The sequence below is a fragment of the candidate division KSB1 bacterium genome, from assembly GCA_034506335.1.
Lineage (GTDB): Bacteria > Zhuqueibacterota > Zhuqueibacteria > JANLFK01 > Oleimicrobiaceae > Oleimicrobium.
In genome coordinates, this window is sequence record JAPDPR010000037.1 from 1 (window position 1) to 26,081 (window position 26,081).

Sequence of the window (26,081 nt, forward strand, 5' to 3'; positions counted from 1 at the left end):
GATTTCACCGGGGAACAACAAGCCCAGACGGTTTCTACATTAGCTTTCGCAAAGGATGCGGGGGCGTTGCAAGAAAGCCGGAATGAGCCAGCGCGAGTCAACGCCTCTGAGACCGCGGGAGAAAAGAGCAACCAGGGGACGAGAACAGTGCTGCCGCAAGCTGGTGGCAAAGGCCGCGGTCTTTACTCCGCTCCGGCGATGGGGGAGAAGGGTGGTCCTCGCTCCGCAGAGCCGGAAGTTTCTTTTGCCAATCCAGCCAGGAAGGCTGGACCCGGGGAGGGATCGCACAAGAGACGGGCCGAGGAGGCCGTAGAGCCGCACCAGCCGGCACATGCGCTCTGGAGCGTTCCGGCCAAGGCGGAAATAGCAAAGGAGGAAGGCGGGCTTCACAGCGGCACAGCGGGCCCGGTAATGGAGCAGGGTCTCCGCTCGCTACCACCGAATGCTGTGGATGGTGGACAGGCAGCGCGGCAAGGAGTTGCCCCTGGCAAGAACATCGGTCTCAGGGTGGAGGATAGGCCTACCGGACAAACGGAGGCTCGCGCCCCTGAGCAGTCAAAGCCCCCTGTCACGGACTTGTCCAGCTGGCCGCCCGACGCCCTACCGGCGGAGTCCGGTTCACCCCGGGGACCGGAGCAACGGAGTGGACGACAATCGTTCTCGGCCGCCGCGAGTCGGCCCCAGGCGGCTTCACCTCGCCCAGAGTGGCTTCCTTCGGGAAGGAAGGTTCGCCCGCAGGAGACCCACGTGCGTACCGAGACCTTTTCCACTGCAACGCCTGAAGCCGGCTTTGCTGGGAGACCCGTGGCTCAGGAGAACCTACCGCATCAAAAAGCTTCAAGCACCACAAACGAACAGCGGGCGCCGAAGCGCATTGCCCGAGCTTCGGATGAAGGTGTCGCAAGGAGACGTCCGCAAGCCTCCGCCCAACGCTCACGACTCGGCGCTGGCGTGCAACGGGCGCACAATACTAAAGTTGGGTCAAGCTCTTTGGGCATAGTGGAGCGCACGGAAGACCTGAAGGCGAGGGGCCTCGTAGTCTCCCCCGATGCACAAACTGGGGAGGAAGCCCAGACGAGCCAGTTCTCGGAGCAAAGGGCAGACGCCGTCCGTGGGCCCCGGCCTGCTGAACCGGAAGAGTGGAAACCAGTGCGGGCACCCGAGCAACCCCAGAAGGGAGCGGGTTCCGCAAAGGCCATTGTCGGCGGCGAGAAGCATGCCATCGGGAAGTCATTCGCTGGGAAGAAACCGCGGGACCTCGGTAGTTCCTTGCCAAAAGAGAGTGCACAGGTGTCGGCAGGCCCCGCTGACCATAGACGACCGGCGGTTCCGATGGCACACGGATGGAGTGAGAGCGCTCCCTCCGTTGCTCCCAGTGAGGAGTCACTGAATGAGAGCGCACGGGCCAAGCTGCAACGAGTAGAACAGCTTACAGCAGAAAGATCCTCGGTGGACAGGAAAGCTGCCCATGTGTGGCGCACTTCGTCAGGGATAGAGGCGGAAGCTGACTCGCCAGGCACTCGCGTGACTGCGCCCCCCAGCCCAGACCGCGGCACCCCCACCTCAGCGATGCGGGCGTCTGTGCCTTTGCAGTCTAAGGCTGAGTCGCAAAGCGCGCTAAAAAGAGTCGACTCAGCTGCGGCCCTAAGGGCACCCCAGGTGAATGGCCTGAGCGAGAGGTTGCAGCCGGTGAGCAACGCGGAGGAAGAGCCAAGACCACCGCGGGAATCTGCTGGCGAGACCAGTTCTCCGCGCGTCGAGGAGAGAGAGCGCGAATCGCTCCGACACCGGCGACCTTCTCTCAGCGCATACGGAGTCGGCTTCACGGTCTCCGCTCCACCGGGCGATGGCGCTCAAAGGGCCTCAGCTTCGCCCAGCGTGACGCAAGCGGATAATGACGCCTCACGCCGAGCGAGGCGGCCGGACACTGGTGAGGTAGAGCGAGTATCTCCGCGTTCTACGCGGGGCAAGACGGCGACTGAAGAGGGGTTCCAAATCCGGCATGCGGCGCCGGATGGGCCCAGGCCTTCTGAAAATGCTGGTCGCCAAGAGAGTGGCACCGCACCCTCCCAGGGTGGGCGGGTTGCTGCTGAGGCACCCAGTCGCCCGTGGACCACAAAAGCCGGAGATGGGCAAACTTCCATCCGGCAGAGGCTGAACGCAAGGGTAGAGCCTGCTCCACAAGGTTCTGTGAGCGAACCACCTCCGTCTTCCGGTACGCTGCGCGCAGAGGTCAGGCGGCCCTCCAGGAAAGAAGGTGCAACAAAGGCTGTCAAGCGGCTAATTGACGCCGCTGCTGAGGTGCGAGGGGTGAGCGTGCGGCAGGGGGGTGAATCTGAAGGTTCGGTCCGCCAACCGGATGAGTCGCCTCTTGTAGCTGGCTCAAGGAGGTCGGCACTCGTTGACGCGAGCATGGTTTTCCCCGAGATAAGGGCTAGAATCTCTGACTCAACTGGTGAGTCCAATGCAGAGCACAAAGCCCAGCGGTCAACGCAGCTCCATCAGGATGCGGCTGGACCTGTTCAGCAAGCCGAACGCGAGGCCGAGCAGAATCCGGCCGGAGGACATTCCACTGCGACAGGACTGGTGAGGACCAGGTCGGAGGTATCCATACGGGACTTGACGCGTCCTTCCCAACTCATGCGCAGCGACCAGATGCAAACGTTGGCCGAAGAGTTGAGCCAGGGGGTGCGGGTCGTCGTCAACAGCGAATTGACCCACCTTGTGCTGCGACTGGACGAGCAGCAACTGGGGCGCATTGCCGTGGACCTTGTCCGCCAGGAGCACACGGTCACTGCCCAGTTTCGCGTGGAGTCTCCGGAGACGATGGCGCTGCTGGAAGCATCCTTTGGCGAGCTGCGCTCCCTTTTGGGCGAGCAGGGCGTGCAGATTGGAGAGCTGACGGTGGCGCTGGACCAAGGTCAGCGGGAAGCGCCGCATCACCCAGCTGAAGAGACCTGGATCGACCGAGAGGTCCCGACCGGGGAAAGGATTGCCTCGCAGGTCGCCGAGGGGCGACCTAAGGGCCCGAGAATGTTCGGCTACAACACAATGGAACTAACGGCATGAAAGGAGGTGAGACTGATGCCTGAAGTGAGCTCCGTGAGCAGGGACGCCTCGTATACCAAAAGCCTCGGCGGGCCGGGGGGCGCCCTCGGCAAGGAGGCGTTCATGCAGCTCCTCGTCACGCAGCTCCGGTACCAGGACCCGCTTGCGCCGATGGAGAACACCGAATTCATCGCGCAGTTGGCGCAGTTCAGCAGCCTGGAGCAGCTCTGGAACGTGAGCGCCAACACCCAGACCAACACTTTGCTTTTGCAGTCGCTGCAGAACACTGTGCTCAGCGGCTTTGTGGATCGGGAAGTCTGGGCGAGCGGAGGTAAGGTCTGGTTGCCAGACGAGGGGGACGTGACCCTGCACTACACGCTGGGCGGGCCGGCACAGGTGACGGTGGAGGTGCTCAACGAGGCGGGCTTGGTGGTGCGGACGCTCCTGGTGGGACTCCAGGGCGCCGGCGAGACTCACTGCACTTGGGATGGGCGGAATAGTGCAGGTCAACGCCTGAGTAGTGGGACCTACTCCTTTCGGGTCAAGGCAGTTGACGAAAGCGGGGCGGCGGTGACCGCCACGCCGTACACAGTGGGCACCGTGACAGGAGTGCGCTTCAAGAATGGCAACGCCCTGCTGCTCCTGGGTGGGCTCGAAGTGAGTCCGTCGGACCTCGTCCTGTTGCGGTGAACAGACCATCCGGTGAAGGGAGGTGATGAGATGCCAGAATTCCTCAGTCGGGTTGAAGGGTTGTCCGGCGCCGTGCCCGTGCAGCCTCCGACGACAGCCCGTCCGAGCCAGCGAGAGCAGACGCAAAAAGCCTCCTTTGCTCAGGTGCTTGAACAGCAAGTGCGCAAGGCACAGGAGGTGCGCTTTTCGCTGCACGCCTTGGAACGCCTGCGCCTCCGCAATATTCACCTCACGCAGGAGGAGGTGGAGACGCTGGGAGGCGCGGTCAGCCGCATTGCAGAAAAGGGTGGGCGCGAATCGTTGGTGGTCATGGACCGGGTCGCGTTCTTGGTGAACGTACCGTCGCGCACGGTCATCACCGCCATCGACCAGGCACACTTGCGGGACAGCGTCTTCACCCAAATTGACAGTGCAGTTATTGCGTGAACCAGTGGGCTGGACCCCAGTGGGGAGGCCCTGCGCTGCTGATCGACAGAGGCAGCGAAAACCGAGAAAGGAGCTACAACTATGATGCGTTCCCTTTTTGCCGGGGTCTCTGGGTTGAGAAATCATCAACTCCAGATGGACGTGATCGGCCACAACATCGCCAACGTCAATACCGTTGGGTTCAAAGCTGGCCGGGTCACCTTTCAAGAAAGCCTAGCGCAGCTGCTCCGCGCAGCGAGTAGGCCGGGCTCGCAAACCGGGGGTCAGAACCCCATGCAGGTAGGCACCGGCATGAACGTCGGCGCGGTCGATACCCTGTTCACCCAGGGTAGCCTCCAGCCCACCGGGTTGATGACCGATCTGGCGATTCAGGGCGACGGCTTCTTCATCGTGAGCGATGGGGCGCTGCAGTACTACACCCGTGCGGGCACGTTCCAGATCGACGCCAACGGGGCTTTGGTACACCCAGGTACCGGTTACATCCTCCAAGGAGTAATGGCAGACGCGGATGGCACCATCCAGCCGAGTAGTGCGGTGCAGAACATCGTGCTGCCTTTCGGGCAGAAGGTGCCAGCGCGCGCCACGACGCTGGTGAGCTTCAGCTGCAACCTGGATGCCGACACCCAGGCCTTGGCCCAGATCCTTGCCGGTGATCTCTCCAGCCATGCCGTGGTGACGGCAACAGGGGCGCCAACTAGCCTCACCATCGTGGCGGGAACCAACGACACACTCACAATCACGGTGGACAACGACGCAGGGGGCACGGTGACCAAGTCGATCACTTTGGCCGCCGGCACCTACGCCTCGGTTGATGACCTTGTGGCCGAGATCAACGCCAAGCTGAGGGCTGACACCTCGCTGAACGGTGAGGTGATCGCCGAGCTGGCGACCGTGGGAACAGCTACGGTTGTACGACTTCGCACCGTGGATGCTGGGGGAAGTTCCACGCAATTGGCGGTGGCGGGTAACGCCGCGACGAACCTGAAGCTGCCAGCGACTACCGCTACCGGTACCACGGCCAGCACGGCCATCAACTCCTTGCCGCAGGTGACCACGCCGCTCACGGCTGGGGACGTCATCCGCATTTCGGGCCTGAACCCGGACGGCAGTGTGGTCAACAGCACGTACACCTATGCCGCCGGAGACACAGTTCAGGACTTGTTGGATGCGATCAACGCCGCGCTGAGTGGCGCCACAGCGAGTCTTGACAGCGAGGGGCGACTTCTGGTGACGGACAACGTCGCTGGTACTTCGATGACCAACTTATCCTTGACCTTGGATGACGTGGATTCTTCCGGCAGCCTCTTCCGGGTGCCTCAGTTCTTGATGTACCAGGAGGGTCGCGACGCCGGCACGCACACCGCAAGCATCGAGGTCTACGATTCGCTTGGTCAGACGCATAATCTGGCGATCACCTTCACCAACATCTCCACGTCGTCCAACCCCAACCGGTGGTCATGGGAAGTAGTCATCGACGACGGCAAGATTACCCCATCTTCGGGAAGCAAGGGTACGGTGAGCTTCAATTCGGATGGAAGCCTGTTGGTGTTCAGTAGCAATGACGGGCAGCCGCTCACATTCAATCCGGGCAACGGGGCGGAAACGGTGGCCATTACCCTGGATGCCGGGCGAGGGAATGACTTTGCCGGCATTACGCAACTTCGCTCGGTGTCCACGACCGTAGCAAAATCCCAGGATGGCTACGGCATGGGTAACTTGCAGTCCATCTCCATTGATGCCACCGGCCGCATTACCGGGCAGTTCAGCAACGGCGTGTCTCAGGTCCTGGCCCAGGTGCTCTTGGCCAACTTCACCAATCCGGCCGGCCTGGAGCATGCGGGCGACAACCTCTACCTGGAGACCGCTAACAGCGGCAATGCGGTGAAAGGGGTTGCTGGCACCACCATAGCGGCTAGCATTACCGCCGGGGCGCTTGAAATGGCCAACGTGGACCTGGCGGAAGAGTTCACGCAGATGATCATTGCGCAGCGCGGCTTCCAAGCCAACGCGCGTGTGATCGCCACGTCAGACACGATACTGGACGAAATCGTGCGTCTGAAGCGGTAAACTAGGGCCGAAGGGCGGGGCCCGCGGGCCCCGCCCTGCCCGCGAATCTGGACAACAGAGCCACGAAGCGAGCACGGACATAGGCAGCATGGACATTGCGACGATAATCGGCATCGTCTTCGGCTTTGCGATGATCGCCTTCAGCATCGCCACAGGAGGTGCACCCAAATTCTTTCTTGACCCTATGTCTATCCTCATCGTTTGGGGTGGAACCGCCGCGGCGATTCTGATCAATTTCCCTTTGGGCAAGGTGTTGGGGGTGATCAAGATCGCCAAACGAGCCTTTTTGCATAAAATGCCCGAAAACGTGGAGGTGATCGCCACATTAGTGCGGCTGAGCGCTAAGGCGCGCCTGGAAGGGCTCCTGGCCCTGGAGTCTGAACTGGAGAAGATCGAAGACGAGTTTCTCAAGAAAGGGGTGCGGCAGCTGGTAGACGGTGTGGACCCAGAGTTAGTGCGCAGCCTGCTGACCACCGAGCTGGTGAGCCTCGAGGAACGGCACGCCCTGGGGCAGCGCATCTTTAACGCGGGCGCCAGCTATGCCCCTGCCTTTGGCATGCTGGGTACGCTCATCGGCCTTATCTCGATGCTTTCGCGCTTGAACGATCCCACCAAAATCGGCGTGGGCATGGCCGTGGCCCTGGTGACCACCTTCTGGGGTGTCGTGCTGGCAAACCTGATCTTTCTCCCCATCGCCGGTAAGCTAAAGACCCGCTCCGAGCAGGAGGTGCAACAGCGGGAACTGATCATCGAAGGAATTGCCTCCATCCAGGCAGGCGACAATCCCCGTATTCTGAACGAAAAATTGTTAGCGTTCCTGGCACCGCAGCTGCGCGCCAGTGCTAACACCTTGGAAAAAGCCGGAATAGGCGCCAAACAGAAGGCAGCAGCATGATCGCGCGCAAGAAAAAAGAAGAAGAGGGAGTGGCCGCGCCTTGGATCATGTCCTATGGCGACATGATGTCCTTGCTCCTGTGCTTCTTCATCCTCATTGTCTCGTACTCGGTGGTGGAGTTGGTCAAGTTTAGGCAGGCAATGGGCTCCCTCCGCGGGTCATTGGGCGTGCTGTCTGAAGAGGAGGGGCGGAAGGTGGTCAAGACACAGACGCCTTCCACCGTAGACCGTTCGGTGCTGAAAAAGGATCTCCTGGTGATCAACATGCCCAGCAAGAAGACAGTCACCATGCAGGCCAAAGAGATTGCAGGGGTGGAGGTTTTCTTGCTCTCCAATGGTGTTCGGTTCAGGATCGTTGACCCACTGCTTTTCGAGCCGGGGCAAGTAGTGTTAAAGCCCTCCGCGCAGGAGATTCTCCATGACATAGCTGAGATGATTCGGGAGATCAATTGCGAGGTGCGCGTGGAAGGGCACACCGACAGCTCTCCTACGGCGGGGCCTGCCTTCAAGTCGAACTGGGAGCTCTCTGCGGCGCGCGCCTTGGCAGTGGTGGAGCACTTTGTTTACCAGGAGCGCCTGGACCCCACGCGCCTATGGTTGGCCGGATTTGGTGAGTACCGGCCCGTCGCCGCCAACGACACACCGGAGAATCGTGCCAAGAATCGGCGTGTAGAAATTTTTCTGAACTGGGAGGACACTTACAGCGGAGGAGCAGGTCAGTACTCCCAATAGTTAAGCACAAACAAGGGACATTGTGGCAATGGATGAACCGAGCAAAGGCGAGGAGCTGCTACTCGAGAGGCGACCGGGTGAACCACCCACCCGGGAGTCGGAGCACGTCAGCAAATCGTCAAGAACTGGTGGAAAGAGATTGCTGACAAGGCTTCTTATTGGGCTTGCCGCCTTAGCCGTGCAGGCAGGTCTGGCATATGCAGTCATGGTCCTGGTGGTGCTGCCGGCAGCAGAGAAGCGGTTAGCTCCACCGCAGCAGGAGCAGAAACCACCGGCTCAGGCGAAAACGCAAGGGAACAAAACGCAGGAGGGAACCGCAAAGGAGGCCACACCCACCGAGCCCCTTGCTGACTTGCGCATTGAGTCAATGTTTTCCGTTGAGGACCTCGTAGTCAACCCGGCGTTCTCAGGGGGCGAGCGATACCTGGTCTTGTCTCTGGTCTTCATCTCGGACACAAAGGAGACCCAGAAGGAGATTGAGCAGAAGCTGCCTATCATTCAAGACAATCTCAATACCCTGCTGTCTAGGAAAGGAGTGTGGTGGTATTCGAATTCAGACAACCGCGAGGTCCTGCGGGAGGAGATTCGCTCGGCGGTGAATGAGTTATTGCGTACTGGCCGCGTGACGCGGGTGCTGTTTACAAAGTACGTGGTTCAGTGAGGACAGGTGGCATATGCGCCCAGCGCGGACTCATACCCATGTAGGACAGCAAGGGGGCACCGCGGGTGTGGACTCGCGGCCCCGGATCGGGCACGTGGTGCCTTACGACTTTAGGCACCCCGGTCGTCTCACTAAGGACCAGTTGCGAGGCATCCAGACGATCCATGAAAACTTTGCCCGTGCCCTGTCCACCTACCTGACCACATTGCTGCGCATGGTGGTGGACGTCCGCTTTATGGGGGTCAACCTGTTTGCGTTTGCGGAGTTTGTCGACTCCCTGCCCGACCCGGACTGCGTGTGGGTCTTTTCCATCACTAACTTGGAAGGCAAGGGAATCATCGAGGTGAACCCGCAAATGGTGCTCCTGATCGTGGAGCGCTCGTTTGGCGGAAGCATCAAGAGTGAGTTGCCGCCGCGCCCGATTACCAGTATTGAACAACGGGTTGCAGAGCGCTCGGTTGAGCGTTTTCTCGAACTCTACCGGCAGGCTTGGGAGCGGGCCTCTTCGTTGACCATCAAGATGGAGAGTTTCGAGGCGGACCCGCGTCTGGCCCAGATTGCCTCTGCGAGCGAGAGTTGTCTTCTCTTTTCCTGGGAGGTACTGGTCAAGGAGCTGAGTTTCGGGTTGAACATCTGCTTGCCGCTGTTTGTGCTTGACCCGGTGCTTCGTCAACTTGGGACACAAAACTGGCTCACTGTGTCCGCCAAGCGGAGCACCCCGGACACTAAGCGGCAGATCAGTGAGGTGGTTGAGAGCACCGACATGATCCTCCGGGTGTTCCTTGGGGGCACCACCGTGACCCTGAAGGAGTTGCTGGATTTCCAGGTGGGGGATGTCTTAGTTTTGGACCAGAAGATCCACGAGCCGCTCCCTATCGAAGTGAGCGGTGCCAGGGTGCTCACCGGGAGACCTGGCGTGGTGGGGCGAAAGAAGGCAGTGCAGATCGTCGATTGGACTGAACGTGAGGTGTAATGGCATGAACGCACGAGAAGCTGCACTCAGGGATGTACTTGACCTCCTGGTGGATGCCGCAAACAAACAGTTATCTGCCATCAGCAGCGTGCCGGTGGAGACGAGGGTGAGCGAGGTGGGACCTTTTGTGGTTCGCACTCTTCGCAGCGCCATTCCGGGGCCGCACGCAGCCATCCAGGTCGGGTGGGCAGGAGAAGAGTTGGGCGCGCTGGGGCTGGTGGATCGTCAATTCATGCTCCAGGCGGCCGGGCTCATTGCTGGCAAGGAGGCTCCATTAACTGTGTCCGATAGAGGCGACCTTGCCGAGTTAGAGGGGATGATACGGCTCTCCTTGGATGCGCTGGCAGAGGCGTGGCACCAACACTCCGGCCGGGAAGGCGAATTCGGGAACCTGAAGCTCGACTATGAGAGCAGCCTGGATGTGAGCCCTTTGACCGGGTTCGAAATGGCGCTGCTCGACGTGACCGTGGGCCAGCTCGCCTCGCGGATTGTTGTCCTGATTTCGCCTTCTCTGGTGGCGGACCTGATTGGAGATAACCAGACGGAAGGGTTTCCCTCGGAACAGGGCGATGCGGGAGAGGTGCACGTACGCCCGGGCGTGTTCCCTGCCCTCGAAGAACAAAGCTATGCTGTGGGCGGCACGCGCAGCCTGGATCTGCTCATGGACATTGAGCTGCCGGTGTCCGTGGAGCTAGGACGCGTGAACATGACCATTCGAAGTATCCTTGGGCTGGGCCCAGGGGCAGTTGTGGAGCTGGACAAATTCTCCGGAGAGCCGGTGGACCTGCTCGTGAACAACAAAAAGTTCGCCGAGGGGGAAGTGGTGGTAGTGGATCAGAATTTTGGGGTGCGGATCACCGCGCTGGTGGGCGCAAGTGAGCGTTTGAACGCGGCACGAGAAGGGAGGCCCGAATGATACGCCAGCAGTGGCGCCGTCATCGCCGGGCACTTCTTGCTGTGGCTGGACTTGTAGCGATGACGGCGCTAGCAGTGGTCGCTTTCGACGTGTTCCCCTCCTCTGGCGCTCCGTCGCAAACCGGGGCGGGGGGAGTTGGTCTACGCACGTCTGAACCTGGCGCCGGGACGTTGCTCATGCGCATGTTTCTCGCTTTGGCAGCGGTGGTGGCGCTCATCTGGGCTGGCGCCTACTTCCTGCGGCGGTACTCAGGCCGTGGCGGCAATGGTATGCAAACGGCCCAGCTGCGCGTAGTGGGGTGGACCCTATTGGGCCCAAAGCGAGCGCTGTACGCCGTGCTCGCCGCTGACCGCGTGCTGATCCTCGGCGTAACCGATTCGCAGATTACCTTGCTGAGCGAAATCCAGGAGCCTGAACGCGTCGCAGCGTTTGCTTCTTCGAGCAAGGAATCTGGAGGTCACTCCTTTGCGGCCTATCTCAACGGTCTGCTGAAAGGAGGCGGCGTTCATGCGTCCTAAGAGGAAAGTATCGCGTACGAGATCCCGGCGCCGCCTTGCGATAGCCACTGTGGCACTGCTTACAATGTGCATCCTCGCGGCGGGTGTAGCTGCCCAAGACCTCGGCATTCCGAAGCTCTCGGTCACGTTGGACCGTGCGCAGAAGCCGGGAGAGGTGGCTGTTTCCCTGCAGATTCTTCTCTTTCTCACGCTCCTTTCGTTGGCGCCAGCCTTTGTGATCATGGTGACTTCTTTCACCCGTATCGTGGTGATTCTCTCATTCTTGCGCCATGCGCTGGGAACTCAGCAGGCACCGCCTACGCAGATCCTGGTCGGACTAGCTCTTTTCCTCACGGTGTTCATCATGAGTCCGGTGTGGAACGACATCAACAGGGATGCGCTCCAGCCCTATATGCGCGGGGAGCTGTCCCAAAAGGAGGCTTTCGGCAAAGCAGTGGAGCCCCTTCGGCAGTTCATGTTCCGGCAGACGCGGGAAAAGGACCTGGCCCTCTTTGTCAACCTGGCCAAAATGGGCAAGCCGGACAGCCGCGACCAGGTGCCCACCCATGTGCTGATCCCGGCGTTCGTCATTAGCGAGCTGCGCATTGCGTTCCAGATCGGTTTTCTCCTGTACGTTCCGTTTCTCCTTTTGGACTTGGTGATCTCCAGTCTCCTGATGTCGATGGGGATGCTGATGCTGCCGCCAGCCATGATATCGCTGCCGTTCAAGCTCCTCCTATTTGTGCTGGTGGATGGTTGGAACCTCATCGTCGGCTCCATAGTGGCGGGATTTGTATAGAGGAGATGCCTACATGACGGAAGAGTACGTGTTGCACATAGCGTATCAGATGTTTTATACAGCGCTGCTTTTGGCTGCGCCCGTGTTACTAGCCGGCTTGATTGTTGGCGTCGTAGTGGGTATGCTGCAGGCAGTGACGCAGGTGCACGAGATGACCCTCACCTTCGTGCCGAAGATTATCGCAGCGGTGGTTGCGCTGATCGTCTTCATGCCGTGGATGCTGCGCACGCTGATAAGCTTCACCGTGCGCCTGTACAGTCAGCTGCCAATGATGAGCAGGTAGGAGGGTCAATGCTGGGGCTCAAGCTGGGTGAACTGCTCGTCGGTTTCGTGGCCCTGGCGCGCATCGCCACGGTGGTGGCGCTCTACCCTGTCTTTGGCCACCAGAATGTGCCCCCGGCAACCAAGATCGGCCTTTCGCTTTTCTTGACCGCGGTGCTTTTCCCGGTGTTGCGGGGGCTGCAAGTGGAGTTGCCGACACAGGTCATGCCACTGCTCCTTGTGCTTGCCAAGGAGGTGCTCATCGGTATGTGCATCGGTTTTGTGGCGGCAATGGTATTTGCTGGTGTGGAGTTGGGTGGCAGTTTGGTGGGCATGGAGATGGGCATGGCCATCGTGACGACTGCCGATCCGCAGACGCGAGAACAGGCCTCGTTAATCGGGCAGGCGCAACAACTTGTGGCCTTGCTCCTTTTTCTGGCCATCGACGGGCACCACTTTCTGCTGCGAGCCCTAGCCCACAGTTTCGAGTCGGTGCCCCTTTTAGGAGGATCGTTGTCAGGAGGACTGGTGGAGAAAGTGGTGAGGATGGCTGGTGCCATCTTTAGCGCTGGTGTGCGCATCAGTGCTCCTGGCATTGTGGCTTTGTTGCTCACCAGTGTGGCGTTAGGGGTGCTGGCTCGCACCGTGCCCCAGATGAACGTGTTTTTCGCCGCCTTGCCGGCAAATATTGCCATAGGGTTGTTAGTACTTGCGCTTTCAATGCCCGTGTTTGCACTGGCGTGCAAAAAGCTCTTCTCCGAACTCCAGGTGGACCTGATGGGTCTGCTCAGATTGATGTGAGCTGGATAGTGCTATGCCCGAATGGTCTTATCAAGACAGGACAGAACCCGCAACTCCTAAGCGGCGGCGCGAGGCCCGCGAGAAGGGCAACGTACCTCGCAGTGTGGAGGTGAATTCGGCCCTTTTGCTCCTCACTGCCTGCGGTGCACTCTGGGTCAGCGGCGGTCTTCTTGTGGGTGGGTTCGCGCGCACGGCTCGTGCGATATTTGGGGGTATGGCTCACATCGAGCTGACTGTGGACTCTTTGCCTGGGCAGGCCATGGCTGCAGCCGGCCTCGTGTTCACGATGATGGCTCCCTTGGTGCTGGCACTGATGGTAATCGGCCTTTTGGCAAATGCATTACAAGGGGGGTTGGTGATCTCGGCGGAACCGCTGACTCCCCGGCTGAGCAAGATCAGCCCAGTGCGCGGGCTGCAGAGGATTTTTTCCACTCGCTCGCTGGTGGAGCTAGCCAAAGGGGTGTTCAAGCTGGTTGTAGTCGGGCTAATTGCCTTTGCTACTGTTCGCGCACATTTTCGCGAGTTCTTTCCGCTCGTGGAGCAGGGCGCGGGGCAGATCTTAGGCTTTGCCGCGCGAACGGGATTCGACGTGCTGTTCCGGAGCGCCCTTGCGCTGCTGGTCATGGCAGTGTTCGACTTTGCCTACCAGCGATACGAATGGGAGAGACAGCTGCGCATGACCAAGGAGGAGGTCAAGGAAGAGTACCGGCAGACCGAGGGCGATCCGTTAGTGCGGGCGCGGATTCGCAGTCTGATGCGCGAAAGGAGCCGCCGGCGCATGATGGCCAGCGTGCCACAAGCGGATGTGGTCATCACCAACCCCGTGCACGTGGCGGTGGCACTCATGTACCGCGTGCATGAAATGGCTGCACCAAAGGTGGTGGCAAAGGGGGCGCGCCGCATCGCCGAGCGCATCAAAGAAGTTGCTCGCCAACACGATATCCCCATCGTGGAGAACCCCTGGCTTGCTCAAATGCTTTTCAAGAAGACCGCCGTGGGACAGGAGATTCCGTTGGAGCTTTACCAGGCGGTGGCGGAGATCTTGGCATATGTCTATCGCCTCAAGAGCGGCCTTTACAAGCGAGCTTATGGCAAGCAAACCCTTTAGGAGGCGCCTGTAGATGGCGGTCAATCGGTACTTCGGGAGCAACGGCGACATCATTTTGGCTGTGGGGGTGATCGTCATCCTTATCGTGATGATCTTTCCCATGCCTACGCAGCTCATGGACTTTCTGCTGGCGATGAACATCGCCCTGTCGCTGACCATTCTCCTGGTGTCGATGTACATTACCCAGCCGCTGCAATTTTCAGTATTCCCTGGCTTGTTGCTCGTCGTCACGCTTTTCCGCCTCTCCCTTAACGTGGCCACCACGCGACTGATTTTGGGCAACGCCTTTGCAGGACACGTTGTTTCTGCATTCGGCAGCTTCGTAGTGAAGGGGAACTATGTTGTCGGCCTCATCATCTTCCTGATCCTGGTCATCATCAACTTTGTGGTCATCACAAAGGGCGCGGGGCGAATCGCAGAGGTGGCCGCGCGGTTTACGTTGGATGCCATGCCCGGCAGGCAGATGGCTGTGGACGCCGATCTGAACGCTGGGCTCATCGATGAAGCAGAGGCGCGGCGACGCCGGGAGGAAATTAGCCGCCAAGCCGATTTCTACGGGGCAATGGACGGTGCGAGCAAATTCGTGCGCGGTGATGCAGTGGCGGGCCTAGTGATCACCTCCCTGAACATCGTGGGCGGCATCATTATCGGCTTGGCGCAAATGAAGATGAGCATCGGCGAGGCGTTGCGCACCTACACTGTGCTGACCGTGGGCGATGGTCTGGTGTCGCAGATTCCTGCGCTCATAATCTCCACTGCCGCCGGCATTGTCGTCACCCGTACTGCGTCTGAGTCGAATCTGGGGCGAGAGGTGCTCTCCCAAGTCTTTGCGAACCCCAGGGCCATTTTCGTCACCTCAGGCGTGCTCCTGTTCTTGGCAGTAGCCCCAGGGCTTCCTACCATTCCCTTTCTCCTCATGGCCGCAGCCACCGGATTCATCGGGTATCGTGTGAGCACCGCCCAAAGGCAGGCACAGGAGGAGGCGACGCAGACCAAAAAGCCCGTGGAGCCAGAGAAGGAGGTGGAAGAGTACCTGCGGATTGACCCACTGGAGCTGGAGATCGGGTACAGCCTCATTCCCTTGGTTGATCCGGAACAAGGTGGCGACATCTTGAATCGCATTACTCAGATGCGGAAGCAGTTCGCCATGGAAGTTGGCATGGTCCTGCCGCCCATTAGGATCCGCGACAACATTCAGCTCAAGCCCACCCAGTATGTGATCAAGGTGCGAGGGGAGGAGGTCGCTCGGCACGAGCTGATGCTGAGCCGGTTGTTGGCACTAAACCCCGGCACTGCCACCGAGGAGATCGAGGGCATAAAGACGGTGGAACCCGCCTTTGGGCTGAAGGCCAAATGGATCGAACCTTCTAAACGAGAACAGGCAGAGGTGGCGGGCTACACCGTGGTGGAACCGGCCGCCGTGCTCATTACGCACATGATGGAGGTGCTGCGCGCGCAGGCTCACCGCATCCTCGGGCGGCAAGAGGTCAAAAACCTGCTGGACACGCTCAAGAAAGACCACCCGGCGGTAGTTGAGGACCTTGTGCCGAATCAGCTCAGTTTGGGCACCGTCGAAAGGGTCTTGCAGAACTTGCTAAAAGAAGGGGTCCCCATTCGCGATCTGGTCACCATCTTGGAGACGTTGGCTGATTATGCGCCAGTGGTGAAGGACGTGGATACCTTGACCGAGCTTGTGCGGCAGAGTCTCGGGCATGTCATCGCCAAGCGCTGCCAGGACGAAGATGGTGTCGTGCGCGCCATCACCCTCGACCCCGAGATCGACGAGCTCATTAGGAAGATGAGCGAGGAGGTCAAGCGCGCCGGAGTCGTGGATGTGGGGACCGGCGTGGTTCTGCCGCCCCACACCCTCCAACAGCTTTATCGCGCCATCACTGCTGAAGTCGAGAGAGTGGCGAAGGAAGGGCGGCAACCGATTATCATCACCTCGCCGCAAACGCGCATGCATTTCCGCAGACTCATCGAGCCGGTTCTGTCCAATGTGACCGTCATCTCCTTTGGCGAGCTCCCGGCCTCGGTGAATGTGGAGTCGATCGGGATAGTGAGGCTAACGCATGATCGTGAAGCGGTATCGAGCTCGGTCGGTGCATAAGGCGCTGGCCCAGGTTAAGGCAGAACTGGGCGAGAATGCCGTCATTCTGAAGACCTACAAGGTGCCGAAGCAGGGCATTCTTTCCTGTTTGCAGCCGGAAGAAGTGGAGGTGGTGGCTGCTTTGGAGGATGCCGTGTCTCCGGCTGACCAAGAGAGGGGGAAAACGACAGCGGGGCGGAGCAGAGGGTACGCAGAGAGGGGTGGCCTTGACCGCTTTGTGTCTTTTTCTGGGGTGTCGGCTCTCACGCGCGAGGAAGGGGAATCGGGGGACGGTAAGCGTACAGGAATCCAGGAAACGGAAGAAAAGCCGGCGGCTGCTCGAGATTGCACTGGGCAGAGAGGCTCGGTCTCTGCGCTGCCCACGCCGCTGGGCCCGCTCTTGGAAAAGGAGCGCACGGCCTTGCTCAAGAGTGGGATCAACCCCAGACTTGCGGCGCAGCTGGTGCGCACTGCCGCCTATGCTCTGGGCGGGGACGAACCTGCCAGCAGCGAACGCCTCCGAGAGCGCGTCCTGCTGCAGATCGCCGGACTAATCCGGACGGCGGGGCCTCTGCACTGCCGGGACGGCACGCCCAAGGTGGTCGCTTTCGTGGGCCCAACCGGCGTTGGCAAGACCACCACTCTGGCCAAGTTGGCGGTGAGCGGCAAGTACCACTACAAGAAGAAAATCGCACTCATCTCGGCCGACACCTATCGCATGGCGGCGTTGGAGCACCTGAACACCTTTGCGGGTATCGCCCAGCTACCAATGAGCGCTGTGTATACGCCGGAAGAGCTTCGGGCGGCCATCGAGGCCCATAAGGATTGCGATCTGATTCTGATCGATACCGCCGGCAGAGGGCAAAAGGATGAAGAGCACATCGCCGAGCTCAAGCAGATCTTGCGGGCAGCAGCGCGGGTAGAGGTGCACCTGGTGCTGCCAGCAAACATGAAGGGTTCGGACCTGGTGGCCATGGCGAGGCGGTTCGATGTCTTGCCCGTTCACAACTTGATCGTGAGCAAAGTGGATGAGACGCGGACGCTCGGCTCATTGCTCAACGTCCTGGATAAGATTGGCAAGCCCATTTCCTACGTGACCACTGGACAGAGCATTCCCGAAGACATTGAGCTGGCCAATCCTCACCGCTTGGCCAGGATGATGGTGAGGTATTGAGGTATGCAACGCGACCAACTGGAGACGGTTCGCGAAATAGTACGCCGGTCAAAGGAAGCTACCTGCAGACTGGTCGCCGTAGCAAGCGGCAAAGGTGGGGTGGGAAAGACAAACATCGCGCTCAATCTGGGCATTGCTCTCGCCGAGCAGGGACAGCGCGTGCTTGTGGTGGACGCGGACCACAACCTTGCCAACGTGGACCTGTTGTTAGGTGTGACCTTGCCGACCACTTTGCGCGACGTGCTGTGTGGCGCGAAGAGCCTCGATGAGGCCATCCACGAACATGAGTGTGGTGTGAGGATCCTCCCAGGAAGCTCAGGGTTAAGTGACTTCTACGCAGGCCAGCCTTCTCTCGCACGCTGGCTGGTAGAGGGTCTTGGTCCGTGGCGCCATCGGTTGGACCACATTCTCATGGACACCGCGGCAGGGCTGACGGTTGAGATCGTGGAAGTGGTGGCGAGCGCAGATGAGGTGCTGGTGGTCACCACGCCGGAGCCTCCGGCAATTAACGACGCCTACGCTCTCGTGAAGGTCCTGCACCGCGCGCGACCGGAGCTCCCCATGCATCTGGTGCTAAACATGGTGGAGTCAGCGCAAGAGGCGTATGAAGTGTGGGAGCGATTCTCCCTGGTAGTGCGGCATTTCTTGCAACGCGAGATTCCGTTGGCCGGGCACATAGTGGGAGACTGGAGCGTGCCCAACGCCGTGAAGCGCCAGCGCCCCCTGATCCTCGAGTATCCTTCGGCCCCAGCAGCCGAATGCATCCGTGCTCTGGCAGTGAGGCTTGCACGTTCCGCAGGAGGGCCACCCCGGTGCGACACATGATCATCATCGTGGCGAGCTGCCTGGCGTTCCTTACCCTGGTGGTATGCGTGTTCCGCGACGTCCCTTTCTCGACTACCCTGATGCGCACGGCAGTGGTGGCCGGAGTAGCACTGGTGGTGGGATTCGTGGTGGTAAGTATCTGGGTGTGGTTCTCGATCATAGGATTGAGGCGGGATTTCCGCCAATCTGCAAGAGAAGAAACACCCCGGACTGAGCCGCAGGGCAAGTGAGCGCGATAACTGGGACGTGGTGTGGTGAAGGGAAGACACAAGGAGATCGTCGCGCGATACAGGACGGCGCAACAGCTTACCGAGCGGCAGCGGCAGATCATGAAGTACTTGCCCTTGGTCAAGCGGGTGATCGGTCGCATGTTCGCTACGTTGCCTTCATTCGTGGATCGAAAGGAGCTGTTCCAGGCCGGTGTGATAGGCCTCATCCAGGCCATAGACCAATACGATCCATCGGAAGGCACCAAGTTGGAGAGCTACGCCATCCCACGCATCCGCGGTGCCATCTTAGATATGTTGCGCCAAATGGATTGGGCGACGCGCTCCCTACGCCACAAGGCCACGCTCATCGAGCGAGTCATTGACGAGTTGTGCGGCCAGTTGGGGCGGTGCCCCACGGAAGAGGAAGTGGCAGCACGCCTGGGGGTAGATTTGCCACAGTATCACTCGATGCTCAGCGAGGTGGGCGCTGCCAAAGTGCTGTCCATCGATACCCCCCTCTGGGATGAGGACGGCGAGGTATGGGCGCGGGACGTGCCGGAAGGGACTGAGTATCCTGAGCAGCTGGACGAGCAAATCGACCGCGGAGAACTGCAGGAGCGAGTGGTAGCGGTGCTGCGAGACCTGCCAGAGCGGGAACGACTGATCATGGTGCTGTACTACTACGAGGAGCTGACGTTCAAAGAAATTGGAACTATTCTGGGGATCAGCGAATCGAGGGTGTGTCAATTGCACACGCAAACCATCCTCAGCATCCGAAGTCAACTGCGGCGAGATGAGAGGCTGATGACGTGAGGCCGGTATGGCGGACTCCCTGGACAATGCTCGTCCCCTTGCGCCGCTACCGACAGACGCCAATTACCGGGTCATGCCGCGAGTGCGCGAACAGGACCGGGAGCGAAGGTTCGACTCTCTTTTCCAGGAGCAGGAAGGCAACCGCAGAAAACAGGAGAAGGAACTGGAACAGAAGAATGCTAAGGCTACGCACGAAGGAGCAGATACGTTCGAACGCCATGATGCAGCGCCAGTGCGCTTCGAACCTGAGCCGGGGGGTACCCGACCGGGGCACCTGGGACAGAACTTGGATGTGTGCGCATAAGCCAGGCAGGAGCAAAGATGATAAGAGGGATTGAGTATTCCACAGAGGGGATGCACGCCACCATTTTGGCGCAGGATCTCATCGCCAATAACTTGGCCAACGTCAGCACGACGGGCTACAAGAGTAGCAAGTTATTCATTTCCCTGTTGGAGCAGGCAGAAAGTGGTTTTGACCTCCACAGCCAAGAGGCCCTGGATCTGAGCCAGGGTGCGTTGAAGAAAACGGATAATCCGTGGGACCTTGCGTTGGAGGGACCGGGCTTTTTCGTGGTGCAATCGGCGCGGGGAACCTTTCTCACGCGGAACGGCGCCTTTGCCCTGGATGCAGAGGGCAATCTGGTGACTCATGATGGAGCTTTTGTGCTGGGTGAACGGGGAAAGATTGCCGTGGGCGACGGGGTGAGTATCAGTGCGAAGGGCGAAGTGATAAGGGATGGGGTGATAATCGATCGGTTGCGTATCGTCAGCTTTGCCGACGCGCGGGCGATCGAACGGTGCGGACAAGGGCTTTTCGCGGTGCCTAGCGAGAACGTAGTCACCGAAATACCCGCCGAGACTCGGGTGCACCAAGGATATCTGGAGCAATCCAATGTCGATCCGTTGCGGGAAATGGTAGCCATGATGTACGCCTTCCGTCTGTTTGAGGCAGACGCCAAGGCTCTGAAAAGCCAAGACGATACTCTTGGGCGCGCGGTGAACGAAGTGTCCCAGCTGAGATAATTCAGTAGGGCCAGGAGGAGAGAACTCATGAATAGAGCAATGCATGCGGCGGCCACCGGGATGAACGCCCAGCAGTTGTACATTGACACCATTGCCAACAATCTTGCTAACGTGAACACTACGGGATACAAGAGGAGCAAGGTGGAGTTCCAGGACTTGCTCTACGAGACCATCCGTCCTGCTGGAGCCGTGACGGTGGCTGGGGTGGAGGCGCCGGCGCAACTGCAAGTGGGATGCGGCACCAGGCCAGTGGCGACGCCGCGGATCTTTACGCAGGGGGACCTCACTGCTACCGGAAACGCGCTGGACCTTGCCATCCAGGGAGATGGGTTTTTCCAGGTTTTGCGTCCTGACGGAGTGATGGTCTACACCCGGGATGGCTCCTTCAAAGTGTCGGCGGACGGCAAGCTTGTGACTGCGGCAGGGTACGCGGTGCAGCCGGAGATCAGTCTCCCAATGGATACCCAGAGTGTTCACGTGGGCAGGGATGGTACGGTTACCGTGACCGTGGCTGGGAGCAGCGAGCCCCAGGATGTGGGACAATTGGAACTGGTCCGGTTCATCAATCCTGCCGGCCTCAAGAGCATCGGCGACAATCTGTATGAGATGACCGTCGCTTCTGGCGAGCCCATTCCGGGAACGCCGCAAAGCGAAGGCTTTGGTGAGGTGCTGCAAGGGTATTTGGAGGCCTCAAACGTTGAGGTGGTAGAAGAGATGGTGAGCATGATCGTCGCGCAGCGTGCCTACGAGATCAACTCCAAAGCCATCAAGACTGCCGACGACATGCTGGGCATTGTCACGAATCTGAAGCGGTAGCACCATGCCCAGGCGTTGCACGGCTCTGACCTTGGCGCTGGTGACATGCCTGGTAACCCGATCTGCCTCGGGACAGCAGAGCACTGAGGAGGCAGTCCGGGCGGCCATTGTTCGCTACGTGGCATCGGCGAGCAGAGCCTCGAACCAGGAACTGGCCGTCGAGTGCGGTCCCATCCAAGGGTCATTGCGGCAGTATGTGGCGGTGGCGGAAAGCCTGTACGCGCGGCCGACAGATGGGGCGGGCACACTCGCTGGCAAGAAGCTGTTCGTGGTGGAGGCTATGCGCGGGGGAGTAGTGCTGGGGCGAGGGCAGGTGCTGGCCACGATTCGCCGGTTCGCAGAAGTAGTGGTGGCGCGGCGGTTGATCAATCGACATGAGCTACTTTCTGTGGCGGATGTGGGCCTGGAATGGCGTGAGGTCAAGGCTACTGAGGGGAGTCCGATTCTGAGGGTAGGCGACGTCTTGGGCAAGCGCACCCGTCGCATCATACGCCGCGACCAGATCCTGCGGGCGGAAGACCTGGAGCTGCCGCCATTAGTGAGACGGGGAGACCTGGTGACTATGCTGGTTGACGCGAAGAATCTCACCATCGCCATGAAAGTGCAGGCGCTTCAGGATGGGACCTGTGGACAACGGATCCCGGTCCGTGCGGTGGACAGTCGCACCCGCTACATGGCAGAGGTTAAAGAACCAGGCCTGGTGGTGCTCAGGCCATAGTCCAGGGAGAACGATTATGCGCAAACTGGTGCTTGCCTGTGTCTTGGGCATGGGATTGGCCCTTTGCCAGCCTCCTGATGGAGCCGGACAGGTGGCCTCGGGTGGCTCGCTATATGCAGATCACAAAGCCCACCGCGTGGGAGATATCATCACCGTGTTGGTAGTGGAGGAAGCGGTGGCCTCCAGCAAGGCCAGTACCACGACTGACCGCAACACAGGCGCGGAGATTGACGTGCGCGGCGGGATGAAACAGAGGAGCTTTCTCCCATTGGCCGGCTTCCGTGGAGGTGCTGGGACCGATTTCTCCGGCAAAGGACAGACCGAGCGGCAAGGGGTCCTGAAAGCCCGCATCAGCGCCACGGTGGTGGCGGTGCGAGAAAATGGAGACCTGGAGATTGAGGGGAGCAGAGAGGTCATTGTCAACGGCGAACGCGAGCTCACCACAATCAAAGGCGTGGTGCGGCCGAGTGACATCTCGGCCCAGAACACGGTTTACTCGTACAACGTCGCCGAAGCGCAAATCGCCTACAAGGGCAGTGGCGCGGTTCATTCGGGACAGAAGCCGAGTTTCCTGGCTCGTCTGCTAAACTGGTTCCTCTAACCCAGTGGGCTTGGAGGAAAGGCCATCTCAAGAAAAGTGCTCAACTGCCGATATATGAGGTGGAAACATATGCGGGACGCAGGATGGCAGCTCTGTAAAGGCCCGCTCGTGCTCCTGGGAGCCCTTTGCTCCCTGTGCATGTGTTTGCTGCCAGGACTAGGGCGAGCGGGCGTTCGGGTGAAAGATCTGGTGACCGTGGAGGGAGCACGTGAGACACCGCTGGTGGGTTACGGCTTGGTGGTCGGGCTCGATGGCACCGGGGACGGCCGCAACTCCATGGTTACTGTACGGTCGGTGCGCAATATGCTCCTTCGCTTCAACATCGAAGTGCCGCAGGAGCGCCTGGTGGCGAGGAATGTGGCGGCGGTCATGGTCACTGCCTCCCTACCAGCGTTCGTGCGTGCGGGCGCACGCCTGGACGTGACAGTTTCCTCTCTGGGCGACGCGCGAAGCCTAGAAGGGGGGACTCTGCTTCTAACCCCCCTCACCGACCATGAGGGCACAGTGTACGGCGTGGCACAAGGGCCCGTCTCCGTGGGCGGGTTCAACGTCGAAACCATAGGTGGCGAGCGCTACCGCAAGAACTACTCGGTGGTGGGACGTGTTCCTAGGGGCCTGCTGGTGGAGCGCAGCGCGCCTTCATCACTGCCCCAACAGGGCAAGCTGGCGCTGAGTCTCAAGGAACCCGACTTTACCTCCGCGATGCGCGTAGCTTCAGCCGTGGACAGTGCATTGGGGCTAAAGGTGGCCAAACCGTTGGACGCCAGCACCATTGAGGTGGAGATCCCGGAAGAGTTTCAGGGGAGCGATGGCATCGTCCGTCTCCTTGCCACAATCGAAGGGCTGGAGGTGAATCCGGACCAGGTGGCGCGGGTGGTTATCAACGAAAGGACGGGCACGGTGGTGGTGGGCAAAGAGGTGCGCCTTGAGGAGGCGGCGGTGTCCCACGGGAATCTGACCATCCAGGTGCGAGCCATTCCGGTGATCTCACAACCTGCCGCCTTTTCGCAAGGAAGGACAGTAGTTGTGCCGCAGACCATGACCACCGTGACAGAAAACGCGAAAGGGAGCGTCATGCTCATGGAGGGCACTGCTACCGTCAGTGATTTGGCGCAGGCGCTGAATGCGCTCAAGGTAACGCCGCGCGATATGATCTCCATCTTCCAAGCCCTCAAGCAAGCAGGCGCACTTCGAGCAGAACTGGTGATCATGTAGTGGGGAGAAACGAACAGACCGTGAGCATCGAGCAGATTCAACAACGTGTTGCCACTGGGCCCGCAGACCGAGCTGAACAGGAAAAGCGACTTCGCCATGTGTGCCAGGAGTTTGAGTCCTTGTTCATTGCTCATTTGCTGAAGACGATGCGCGAATGTAGCACTGAAGAAGGGCTCTTTGGAGAGGGGTTGGGCGGTGACGTCTATCAAAGCCTTTTTGAGGCTGAGGTGGCGCGAAAAATAGCGCAGACGAAGGGCCTAGGCATAGCCGACATTCTGTACCGGAATCTGGTGCAGCAGGTGCGGCAGCAAGTTCCACCTGTGCAGAAAGAACCAGCCCCTTCGCAGTCTGTCCCTGGGCGCATTAGCCGGTACGATGCCTTCATCCGCGAGGCGTGTGAACAGTACAGTGTGCCTGTGCATGTTGTGTACGCAGTGATCGAGCAAGAGTCTGCAGGAAATCCTCACGCTGTTTCGGCCAAGAAGGCCAAAGGATTGATGCAGCTCATGGACCACACGGCGCGGGAACTCGGGGTGCGCAACGTGTTTGATGTCCGAGAAAATATTGCGGCCGGGGTGCGCTACCTGCGGCAGATGCTCGACCGATTCGGGGGCGACCTCAAGCGGGCCCTCGCCGCATACAATGCAGGACCAGGGGCCGTGGAGCGCCACAACGGTGTGCCCCCCTATGCGGAGACGCAGCGGTTCGTGGAACGGGTCCTCGCTGCTGCCGAACAGTACCGATCGCGTTTGACCACGACTAACTCCTCTGGAACTGAGGTAAGGGAGGATGGTGTCTGAGGTAACCACAAGAGAGCACGTGCGGGAGCCTCAGTACGAGCTTGAAAAGGCCCTCCACGACCTGGTGGAAGTCATCGAGCGGGAAGTGGCGCTTTTCCAGGACCTACTTGAAGCCCTCAATCGGCAACATCAAGCAGTGCTTCAGGAGGAAGCGGAACCGGTGCTGCACAGCAACGCGCGGGTCCAGGAGTTGGTAGAAGAGACGCGACGCGTGGAGCGGAGTAGGGCGCAGACGACGGCGGCAGTCTCGACGCACCTGGGCATGGAAACGCGCCAGCCCACGCTTTCACAAATCATCCCGCTGGTAGAAGAGCACTATGCCCAGCGGCTACGGGAACTGCGGGAGATTTTGCTTTCTCTGACGCAGAGGGTGCAGGAGACCAACTTGCGCAACAAGCGGCTCCTCAACCGTGCCCTGCACACGGTGACCACCAGCATCCGATTGCTTTCGGGACAGAATGGGGTGTATGACGATAAAGGGCGCGAACAGCCTGCGAATCGCCAGTGTTTCACCGTGCAAACGTGAGACGAGCGGAGTAAATGGTCAGGATAAGCGATCTACTAAACACTGCCCGGCGGGGCCTGCACGCGCAGAGCCACGCGCTTCACGTTGCCAGCCATAACATTGCCAATGCTAACACCGATGGTTACTCACGGCAACGTGTGTCTATGGCGCCATCGGAGCCGCTTCGCACACCGGTGGGGATGGTGGGGACCGGAGTCGACGTAACGCAGATCGAACGCCTGCGCGAAAGCCTGTGGGACTGGCAGCTTAATGCAGAGTACCAAGAGCTCGCGCGGTGGCAGGCGCGCGCTATGGCCCTCCAGGAGATAGAGGTCCTGATCAACGAGCCTTCGGAGACAGGATTAGCCGCGGCACTCGAAGGTTTCTGGGACAGCTGGCAGACTCTGGCCAATTATCCTGAAGAGGCGTCCGCGCGGCAACAAGTGCGAGAGTGGGGTTTGCGGCTCGCCGCAGCCTTCAACCGGGTCTACCGGGGCCTCACTACGGTCCAGCAGTCTCTTGATGAGCAAGTAGGGCTCCTCGTGAACCAAGTGAACGACTTGGGCAGGCAGATCGCAGCACTTAACGTGCAGATCGCTCAAGCCGAAAGCAGCGGGGTGCAGGCCAACGATTTCCGGGACCGCCGGGATCTTCTCATCAACGAGCTCAGCCGCCTGGTGGATGTGCAAGTCATCGAAATGCCTTCCGGTATGGTGAATGTCACGGTGGGCGGCGAGACGTTAGTTGCCGGCGACAAGGTGCGAAACATAGAGGTGACCACCACCACAGTACAGGGGGTCGTGGTGCATAGCCCGCGCTGGGGAGTGAACGGGAGAGAGGTCCTAATCCGCGGGGGGAGGATCGGGGGTTTGCTGGAGATGATCCACTCGGTTATCCCCCAGTATCGGACCCGGTTGGACACTGTGGCAACAGCGGTGGCCACGGAGGTAAACCGCGTGCACCAACAGGGATACGCTCCGGACGGGTCCTCCGGTATCCCATTCTTTGCTCCTGACACCTCAGGCGCAGGAGATATCGCCGTTCACCCCGCGATTCTCAATAGCCTGAATGCAATCGCTGCCTCACGCGATGGGACTGTTGGCAATGGCGACATTGCCCTGGAGATCAGTCGCATCAAGAATCAAGCTGTCATCAATCAAGGGACGGAAAGCATCAACAGCTTCTTCAGGCGTATTGTGGCTGCCTTGGGATTGGATATTCAGTCTGCCACGAACACGTCCGAGAACCTGGAGCAGTTTGTGCAGCAGCTGGAAATGAAGCGGGAATCGGTCTCCGGGGTGTCACTCGATGAGGAGATGGCTGACCTGATCCGCTTTCAACGTGCCTACCAGGCTTCGGCACGTCTGGTGGCGATGGTCGATGAACTGATGCAGACCGTCCTCAATATGGTCTGAGCACG

Annotated in this window: 28 protein-coding genes; all 28 read left to right on the plus strand. The window is 59.9% G+C overall.

What is annotated here, in order from left to right; genetic code table 11:
• The first annotated feature begins 2,619 nt into the window (after positions 1-2,619).
• The 28 genes from ONB25_10845 to flgK all read left to right on the plus strand — a co-directional run bounded on the left by ONB25_10845 (position 2,620) and on the right by flgK (position 26,076).
• Positions 2,620-3,069 carry a flagellar hook-length control protein FliK gene (locus ONB25_10845; GenBank protein ID MDZ7393378.1) on the plus strand — a complete coding sequence of 150 codons (450 nt, stop codon included), beginning with the start codon at positions 2,620-2,622 and terminating at the stop codon, positions 3,067-3,069.
• A gap of 15 nt (positions 3,070-3,084) precedes the next feature.
• Entirely contained in the window at positions 3,085-3,738 is a 654-nt protein-coding gene (locus tag ONB25_10850) for a flagellar hook assembly protein FlgD (GenBank protein ID MDZ7393379.1), read from the plus strand.
• Between the two features lie 30 nt (positions 3,739-3,768).
• Positions 3,769-4,164: a flagellar protein gene (locus tag ONB25_10855; GenBank protein ID MDZ7393380.1), complete on the plus strand. Its 396-nt coding sequence runs from the start codon at positions 3,769-3,771 to the stop codon at positions 4,162-4,164.
• Between the two features lie 81 nt (positions 4,165-4,245).
• On the plus strand, positions 4,246-6,231 hold the full coding sequence (locus ONB25_10860) for a flagellar hook-basal body complex protein (GenBank protein ID MDZ7393381.1): 1,986 nt from the start codon (positions 4,246-4,248) through the stop codon (positions 6,229-6,231).
• Between the two features lie 88 nt (positions 6,232-6,319).
• Entirely contained in the window at positions 6,320-7,126 is an 807-nt protein-coding gene (locus ONB25_10865; protein ID MDZ7393382.1) for a motility protein A, read from the plus strand.
• A complete protein-coding gene (locus ONB25_10870; protein MDZ7393383.1) occupies positions 7,123-7,857 on the plus strand; it encodes a flagellar motor protein MotB in 735 nt (244 codons plus the stop codon). Before ONB25_10865 ends, ONB25_10870 begins: the two co-directional genes overlap by 4 nt.
• A gap of 28 nt (positions 7,858-7,885) precedes the next feature.
• Complete coding sequence (locus ONB25_10875) at positions 7,886-8,518, plus strand: flagellar basal body-associated FliL family protein (protein ID MDZ7393384.1); 633 nt, start codon at positions 7,886-7,888, stop codon at positions 8,516-8,518.
• Between the two features lie 13 nt (positions 8,519-8,531).
• Positions 8,532-9,491 carry a flagellar motor switch protein FliM gene (gene fliM / locus ONB25_10880; protein ID MDZ7393385.1) on the plus strand — a complete coding sequence of 320 codons (960 nt, stop codon included), beginning with the start codon at positions 8,532-8,534 and terminating at the stop codon, positions 9,489-9,491.
• Between the two features lie 4 nt (positions 9,492-9,495).
• Positions 9,496-10,407 (plus strand): flagellar motor switch protein FliN, encoded by a 912-nt coding sequence (gene fliN, locus ONB25_10885; protein ID MDZ7393386.1) that lies wholly within the window; start codon positions 9,496-9,498, stop codon positions 10,405-10,407.
• Positions 10,404-10,925 carry a flagellar biosynthetic protein FliO gene (fliO, locus tag ONB25_10890; GenBank protein ID MDZ7393387.1) on the plus strand — a complete coding sequence of 174 codons (522 nt, stop codon included), beginning with the start codon at positions 10,404-10,406 and terminating at the stop codon, positions 10,923-10,925. Before fliN ends, fliO begins: the two co-directional genes overlap by 4 nt.
• Positions 10,926-10,989: 64 nt before the next feature.
• The gene (gene fliP, locus ONB25_10895; protein MDZ7393388.1) at positions 10,990-11,703 is read left to right on the plus strand and encodes a flagellar type III secretion system pore protein FliP; all 714 of its coding nucleotides are present in this window, start codon (positions 10,990-10,992) and stop codon (positions 11,701-11,703) included.
• A gap of 13 nt (positions 11,704-11,716) precedes the next feature.
• Positions 11,717-11,986, plus strand: coding sequence for a flagellar biosynthesis protein FliQ (gene fliQ / locus ONB25_10900; protein MDZ7393389.1), 270 nt, complete (start codon positions 11,717-11,719; stop codon positions 11,984-11,986).
• Positions 11,987-11,994: 8 nt separating this feature from the next.
• On the plus strand, positions 11,995-12,765 hold the full coding sequence (gene fliR / locus ONB25_10905; protein MDZ7393390.1) for a flagellar biosynthetic protein FliR: 771 nt from the start codon (positions 11,995-11,997) through the stop codon (positions 12,763-12,765).
• 13 nt (positions 12,766-12,778) lie between these two features.
• Positions 12,779-13,873 carry a flagellar biosynthesis protein FlhB gene (gene flhB, locus ONB25_10910; GenBank protein MDZ7393391.1) on the plus strand — a complete coding sequence of 365 codons (1,095 nt, stop codon included), beginning with the start codon at positions 12,779-12,781 and terminating at the stop codon, positions 13,871-13,873.
• A gap of 13 nt (positions 13,874-13,886) precedes the next feature.
• A complete protein-coding gene (flhA, locus tag ONB25_10915; protein ID MDZ7393392.1) occupies positions 13,887-15,983 on the plus strand; it encodes a flagellar biosynthesis protein FlhA in 2,097 nt (698 codons plus the stop codon).
• Positions 15,946-17,136 (plus strand): flagellar biosynthesis protein FlhF, encoded by a 1,191-nt coding sequence (gene flhF / locus ONB25_10920; GenBank protein MDZ7393393.1) that lies wholly within the window; start codon positions 15,946-15,948, stop codon positions 17,134-17,136. The genes flhA and flhF overlap by 38 nt, the downstream gene beginning before the upstream one ends.
• Positions 17,137-17,139: 3 nt before the next feature.
• Positions 17,140-17,961, plus strand: coding sequence for a MinD/ParA family protein (locus tag ONB25_10925; GenBank protein MDZ7393394.1), 822 nt, complete (start codon positions 17,140-17,142; stop codon positions 17,959-17,961).
• Positions 17,949-18,191, plus strand: a complete 243-nt coding sequence (locus ONB25_10930) for a hypothetical protein (GenBank protein MDZ7393395.1) — start codon at positions 17,949-17,951, stop codon at positions 18,189-18,191. The genes ONB25_10925 and ONB25_10930 overlap by 13 nt, the downstream gene beginning before the upstream one ends.
• A gap of 21 nt (positions 18,192-18,212) precedes the next feature.
• Positions 18,213-18,983 carry a FliA/WhiG family RNA polymerase sigma factor gene (locus ONB25_10935; GenBank protein ID MDZ7393396.1) on the plus strand — a complete coding sequence of 257 codons (771 nt, stop codon included), beginning with the start codon at positions 18,213-18,215 and terminating at the stop codon, positions 18,981-18,983.
• Between the two features lie 7 nt (positions 18,984-18,990).
• Positions 18,991-19,287: a hypothetical protein gene (locus tag ONB25_10940; protein ID MDZ7393397.1), complete on the plus strand. Its 297-nt coding sequence runs from the start codon at positions 18,991-18,993 to the stop codon at positions 19,285-19,287.
• A 17-nt stretch (positions 19,288-19,304) separates the two neighbouring features.
• Complete coding sequence (locus ONB25_10945; GenBank protein MDZ7393398.1) at positions 19,305-20,006, plus strand: flagellar hook-basal body protein; 702 nt, start codon at positions 19,305-19,307, stop codon at positions 20,004-20,006.
• Between the two features lie 27 nt (positions 20,007-20,033).
• Complete coding sequence (gene flgG / locus ONB25_10950; GenBank protein ID MDZ7393399.1) at positions 20,034-20,822, plus strand: flagellar basal-body rod protein FlgG; 789 nt, start codon at positions 20,034-20,036, stop codon at positions 20,820-20,822.
• Between the two features lie 4 nt (positions 20,823-20,826).
• Positions 20,827-21,540: a flagellar basal body P-ring formation chaperone FlgA gene (gene flgA, locus ONB25_10955; protein ID MDZ7393400.1), complete on the plus strand. Its 714-nt coding sequence runs from the start codon at positions 20,827-20,829 to the stop codon at positions 21,538-21,540.
• 16 nt (positions 21,541-21,556) lie between these two features.
• Positions 21,557-22,141, plus strand: coding sequence for a flagellar basal body L-ring protein FlgH (locus ONB25_10960; GenBank protein ID MDZ7393401.1), 585 nt, complete (start codon positions 21,557-21,559; stop codon positions 22,139-22,141).
• 177 nt (positions 22,142-22,318) lie between these two features.
• Positions 22,319-23,356, plus strand: coding sequence for a flagellar basal body P-ring protein FlgI (locus ONB25_10965; protein MDZ7393402.1), 1,038 nt, complete (start codon positions 22,319-22,321; stop codon positions 23,354-23,356).
• 20 nt (positions 23,357-23,376) lie between these two features.
• Positions 23,377-24,156 carry a transglycosylase SLT domain-containing protein gene (locus ONB25_10970; protein ID MDZ7393403.1) on the plus strand — a complete coding sequence of 260 codons (780 nt, stop codon included), beginning with the start codon at positions 23,377-23,379 and terminating at the stop codon, positions 24,154-24,156.
• The gene (locus ONB25_10975) at positions 24,146-24,682 is read left to right on the plus strand and encodes a flagellar protein FlgN (protein MDZ7393404.1); all 537 of its coding nucleotides are present in this window, start codon (positions 24,146-24,148) and stop codon (positions 24,680-24,682) included. Before ONB25_10970 ends, ONB25_10975 begins: the two co-directional genes overlap by 11 nt.
• A 14-nt stretch (positions 24,683-24,696) precedes the next feature.
• Positions 24,697-26,076 carry a flagellar hook-associated protein FlgK gene (flgK, locus tag ONB25_10980; protein MDZ7393405.1) on the plus strand — a complete coding sequence of 460 codons (1,380 nt, stop codon included), beginning with the start codon at positions 24,697-24,699 and terminating at the stop codon, positions 26,074-26,076.
• Positions 26,077-26,081: the final 5 nt, after the last annotated feature.

Coding starts and splice junctions, on each gene's coding strand:
- ONB25_10850 (MDZ7393379.1), top strand. CDS start 3,085: ATGCCTGAAGTGAGCTCCGTGAGCAGGGACGCCTCGTATACCAAAAGC.
- ONB25_10855 (MDZ7393380.1), top strand. CDS start 3,769: ATGCCAGAATTCCTCAGTCGGGTTGAAGGGTTGTCCGGCGCCGTGCCC.
- ONB25_10860 (MDZ7393381.1), top strand. CDS start 4,246: ATGATGCGTTCCCTTTTTGCCGGGGTCTCTGGGTTGAGAAATCATCAA.
- ONB25_10865 (MDZ7393382.1), top strand. CDS start 6,320: ATGGACATTGCGACGATAATCGGCATCGTCTTCGGCTTTGCGATGATC.
- ONB25_10870 (MDZ7393383.1), top strand. CDS start 7,123: ATGATCGCGCGCAAGAAAAAAGAAGAAGAGGGAGTGGCCGCGCCTTGG.
- ONB25_10875 (MDZ7393384.1), top strand. CDS start 7,886: ATGGATGAACCGAGCAAAGGCGAGGAGCTGCTACTCGAGAGGCGACCG.
- fliM (MDZ7393385.1), top strand. CDS start 8,532: ATGCGCCCAGCGCGGACTCATACCCATGTAGGACAGCAAGGGGGCACC.
- fliN (MDZ7393386.1), top strand. CDS start 9,496: ATGAACGCACGAGAAGCTGCACTCAGGGATGTACTTGACCTCCTGGTG.
- fliO (MDZ7393387.1), top strand. CDS start 10,404: ATGATACGCCAGCAGTGGCGCCGTCATCGCCGGGCACTTCTTGCTGTG.
- fliP (MDZ7393388.1), top strand. CDS start 10,990: ATGTGCATCCTCGCGGCGGGTGTAGCTGCCCAAGACCTCGGCATTCCG.
- fliQ (MDZ7393389.1), top strand. CDS start 11,717: ATGACGGAAGAGTACGTGTTGCACATAGCGTATCAGATGTTTTATACA.
- fliR (MDZ7393390.1), top strand. CDS start 11,995: ATGCTGGGGCTCAAGCTGGGTGAACTGCTCGTCGGTTTCGTGGCCCTG.
- flhB (MDZ7393391.1), top strand. CDS start 12,779: ATGCCCGAATGGTCTTATCAAGACAGGACAGAACCCGCAACTCCTAAG.
- flhA (MDZ7393392.1), top strand. CDS start 13,887: ATGGCGGTCAATCGGTACTTCGGGAGCAACGGCGACATCATTTTGGCT.
- flhF (MDZ7393393.1), top strand. CDS start 15,946: ATGATCGTGAAGCGGTATCGAGCTCGGTCGGTGCATAAGGCGCTGGCC.
- ONB25_10925 (MDZ7393394.1), top strand. CDS start 17,140: ATGCAACGCGACCAACTGGAGACGGTTCGCGAAATAGTACGCCGGTCA.
- ONB25_10940 (MDZ7393397.1), top strand. CDS start 18,991: ATGGCGGACTCCCTGGACAATGCTCGTCCCCTTGCGCCGCTACCGACA.
- ONB25_10945 (MDZ7393398.1), top strand. CDS start 19,305: ATGATAAGAGGGATTGAGTATTCCACAGAGGGGATGCACGCCACCATT.
- flgG (MDZ7393399.1), top strand. CDS start 20,034: ATGAATAGAGCAATGCATGCGGCGGCCACCGGGATGAACGCCCAGCAG.
- flgA (MDZ7393400.1), top strand. CDS start 20,827: ATGCCCAGGCGTTGCACGGCTCTGACCTTGGCGCTGGTGACATGCCTG.
- ONB25_10960 (MDZ7393401.1), top strand. CDS start 21,557: ATGCGCAAACTGGTGCTTGCCTGTGTCTTGGGCATGGGATTGGCCCTT.
- ONB25_10975 (MDZ7393404.1), top strand. CDS start 24,146: ATGGTGTCTGAGGTAACCACAAGAGAGCACGTGCGGGAGCCTCAGTAC.
- flgK (MDZ7393405.1), top strand. CDS start 24,697: ATGGTCAGGATAAGCGATCTACTAAACACTGCCCGGCGGGGCCTGCAC.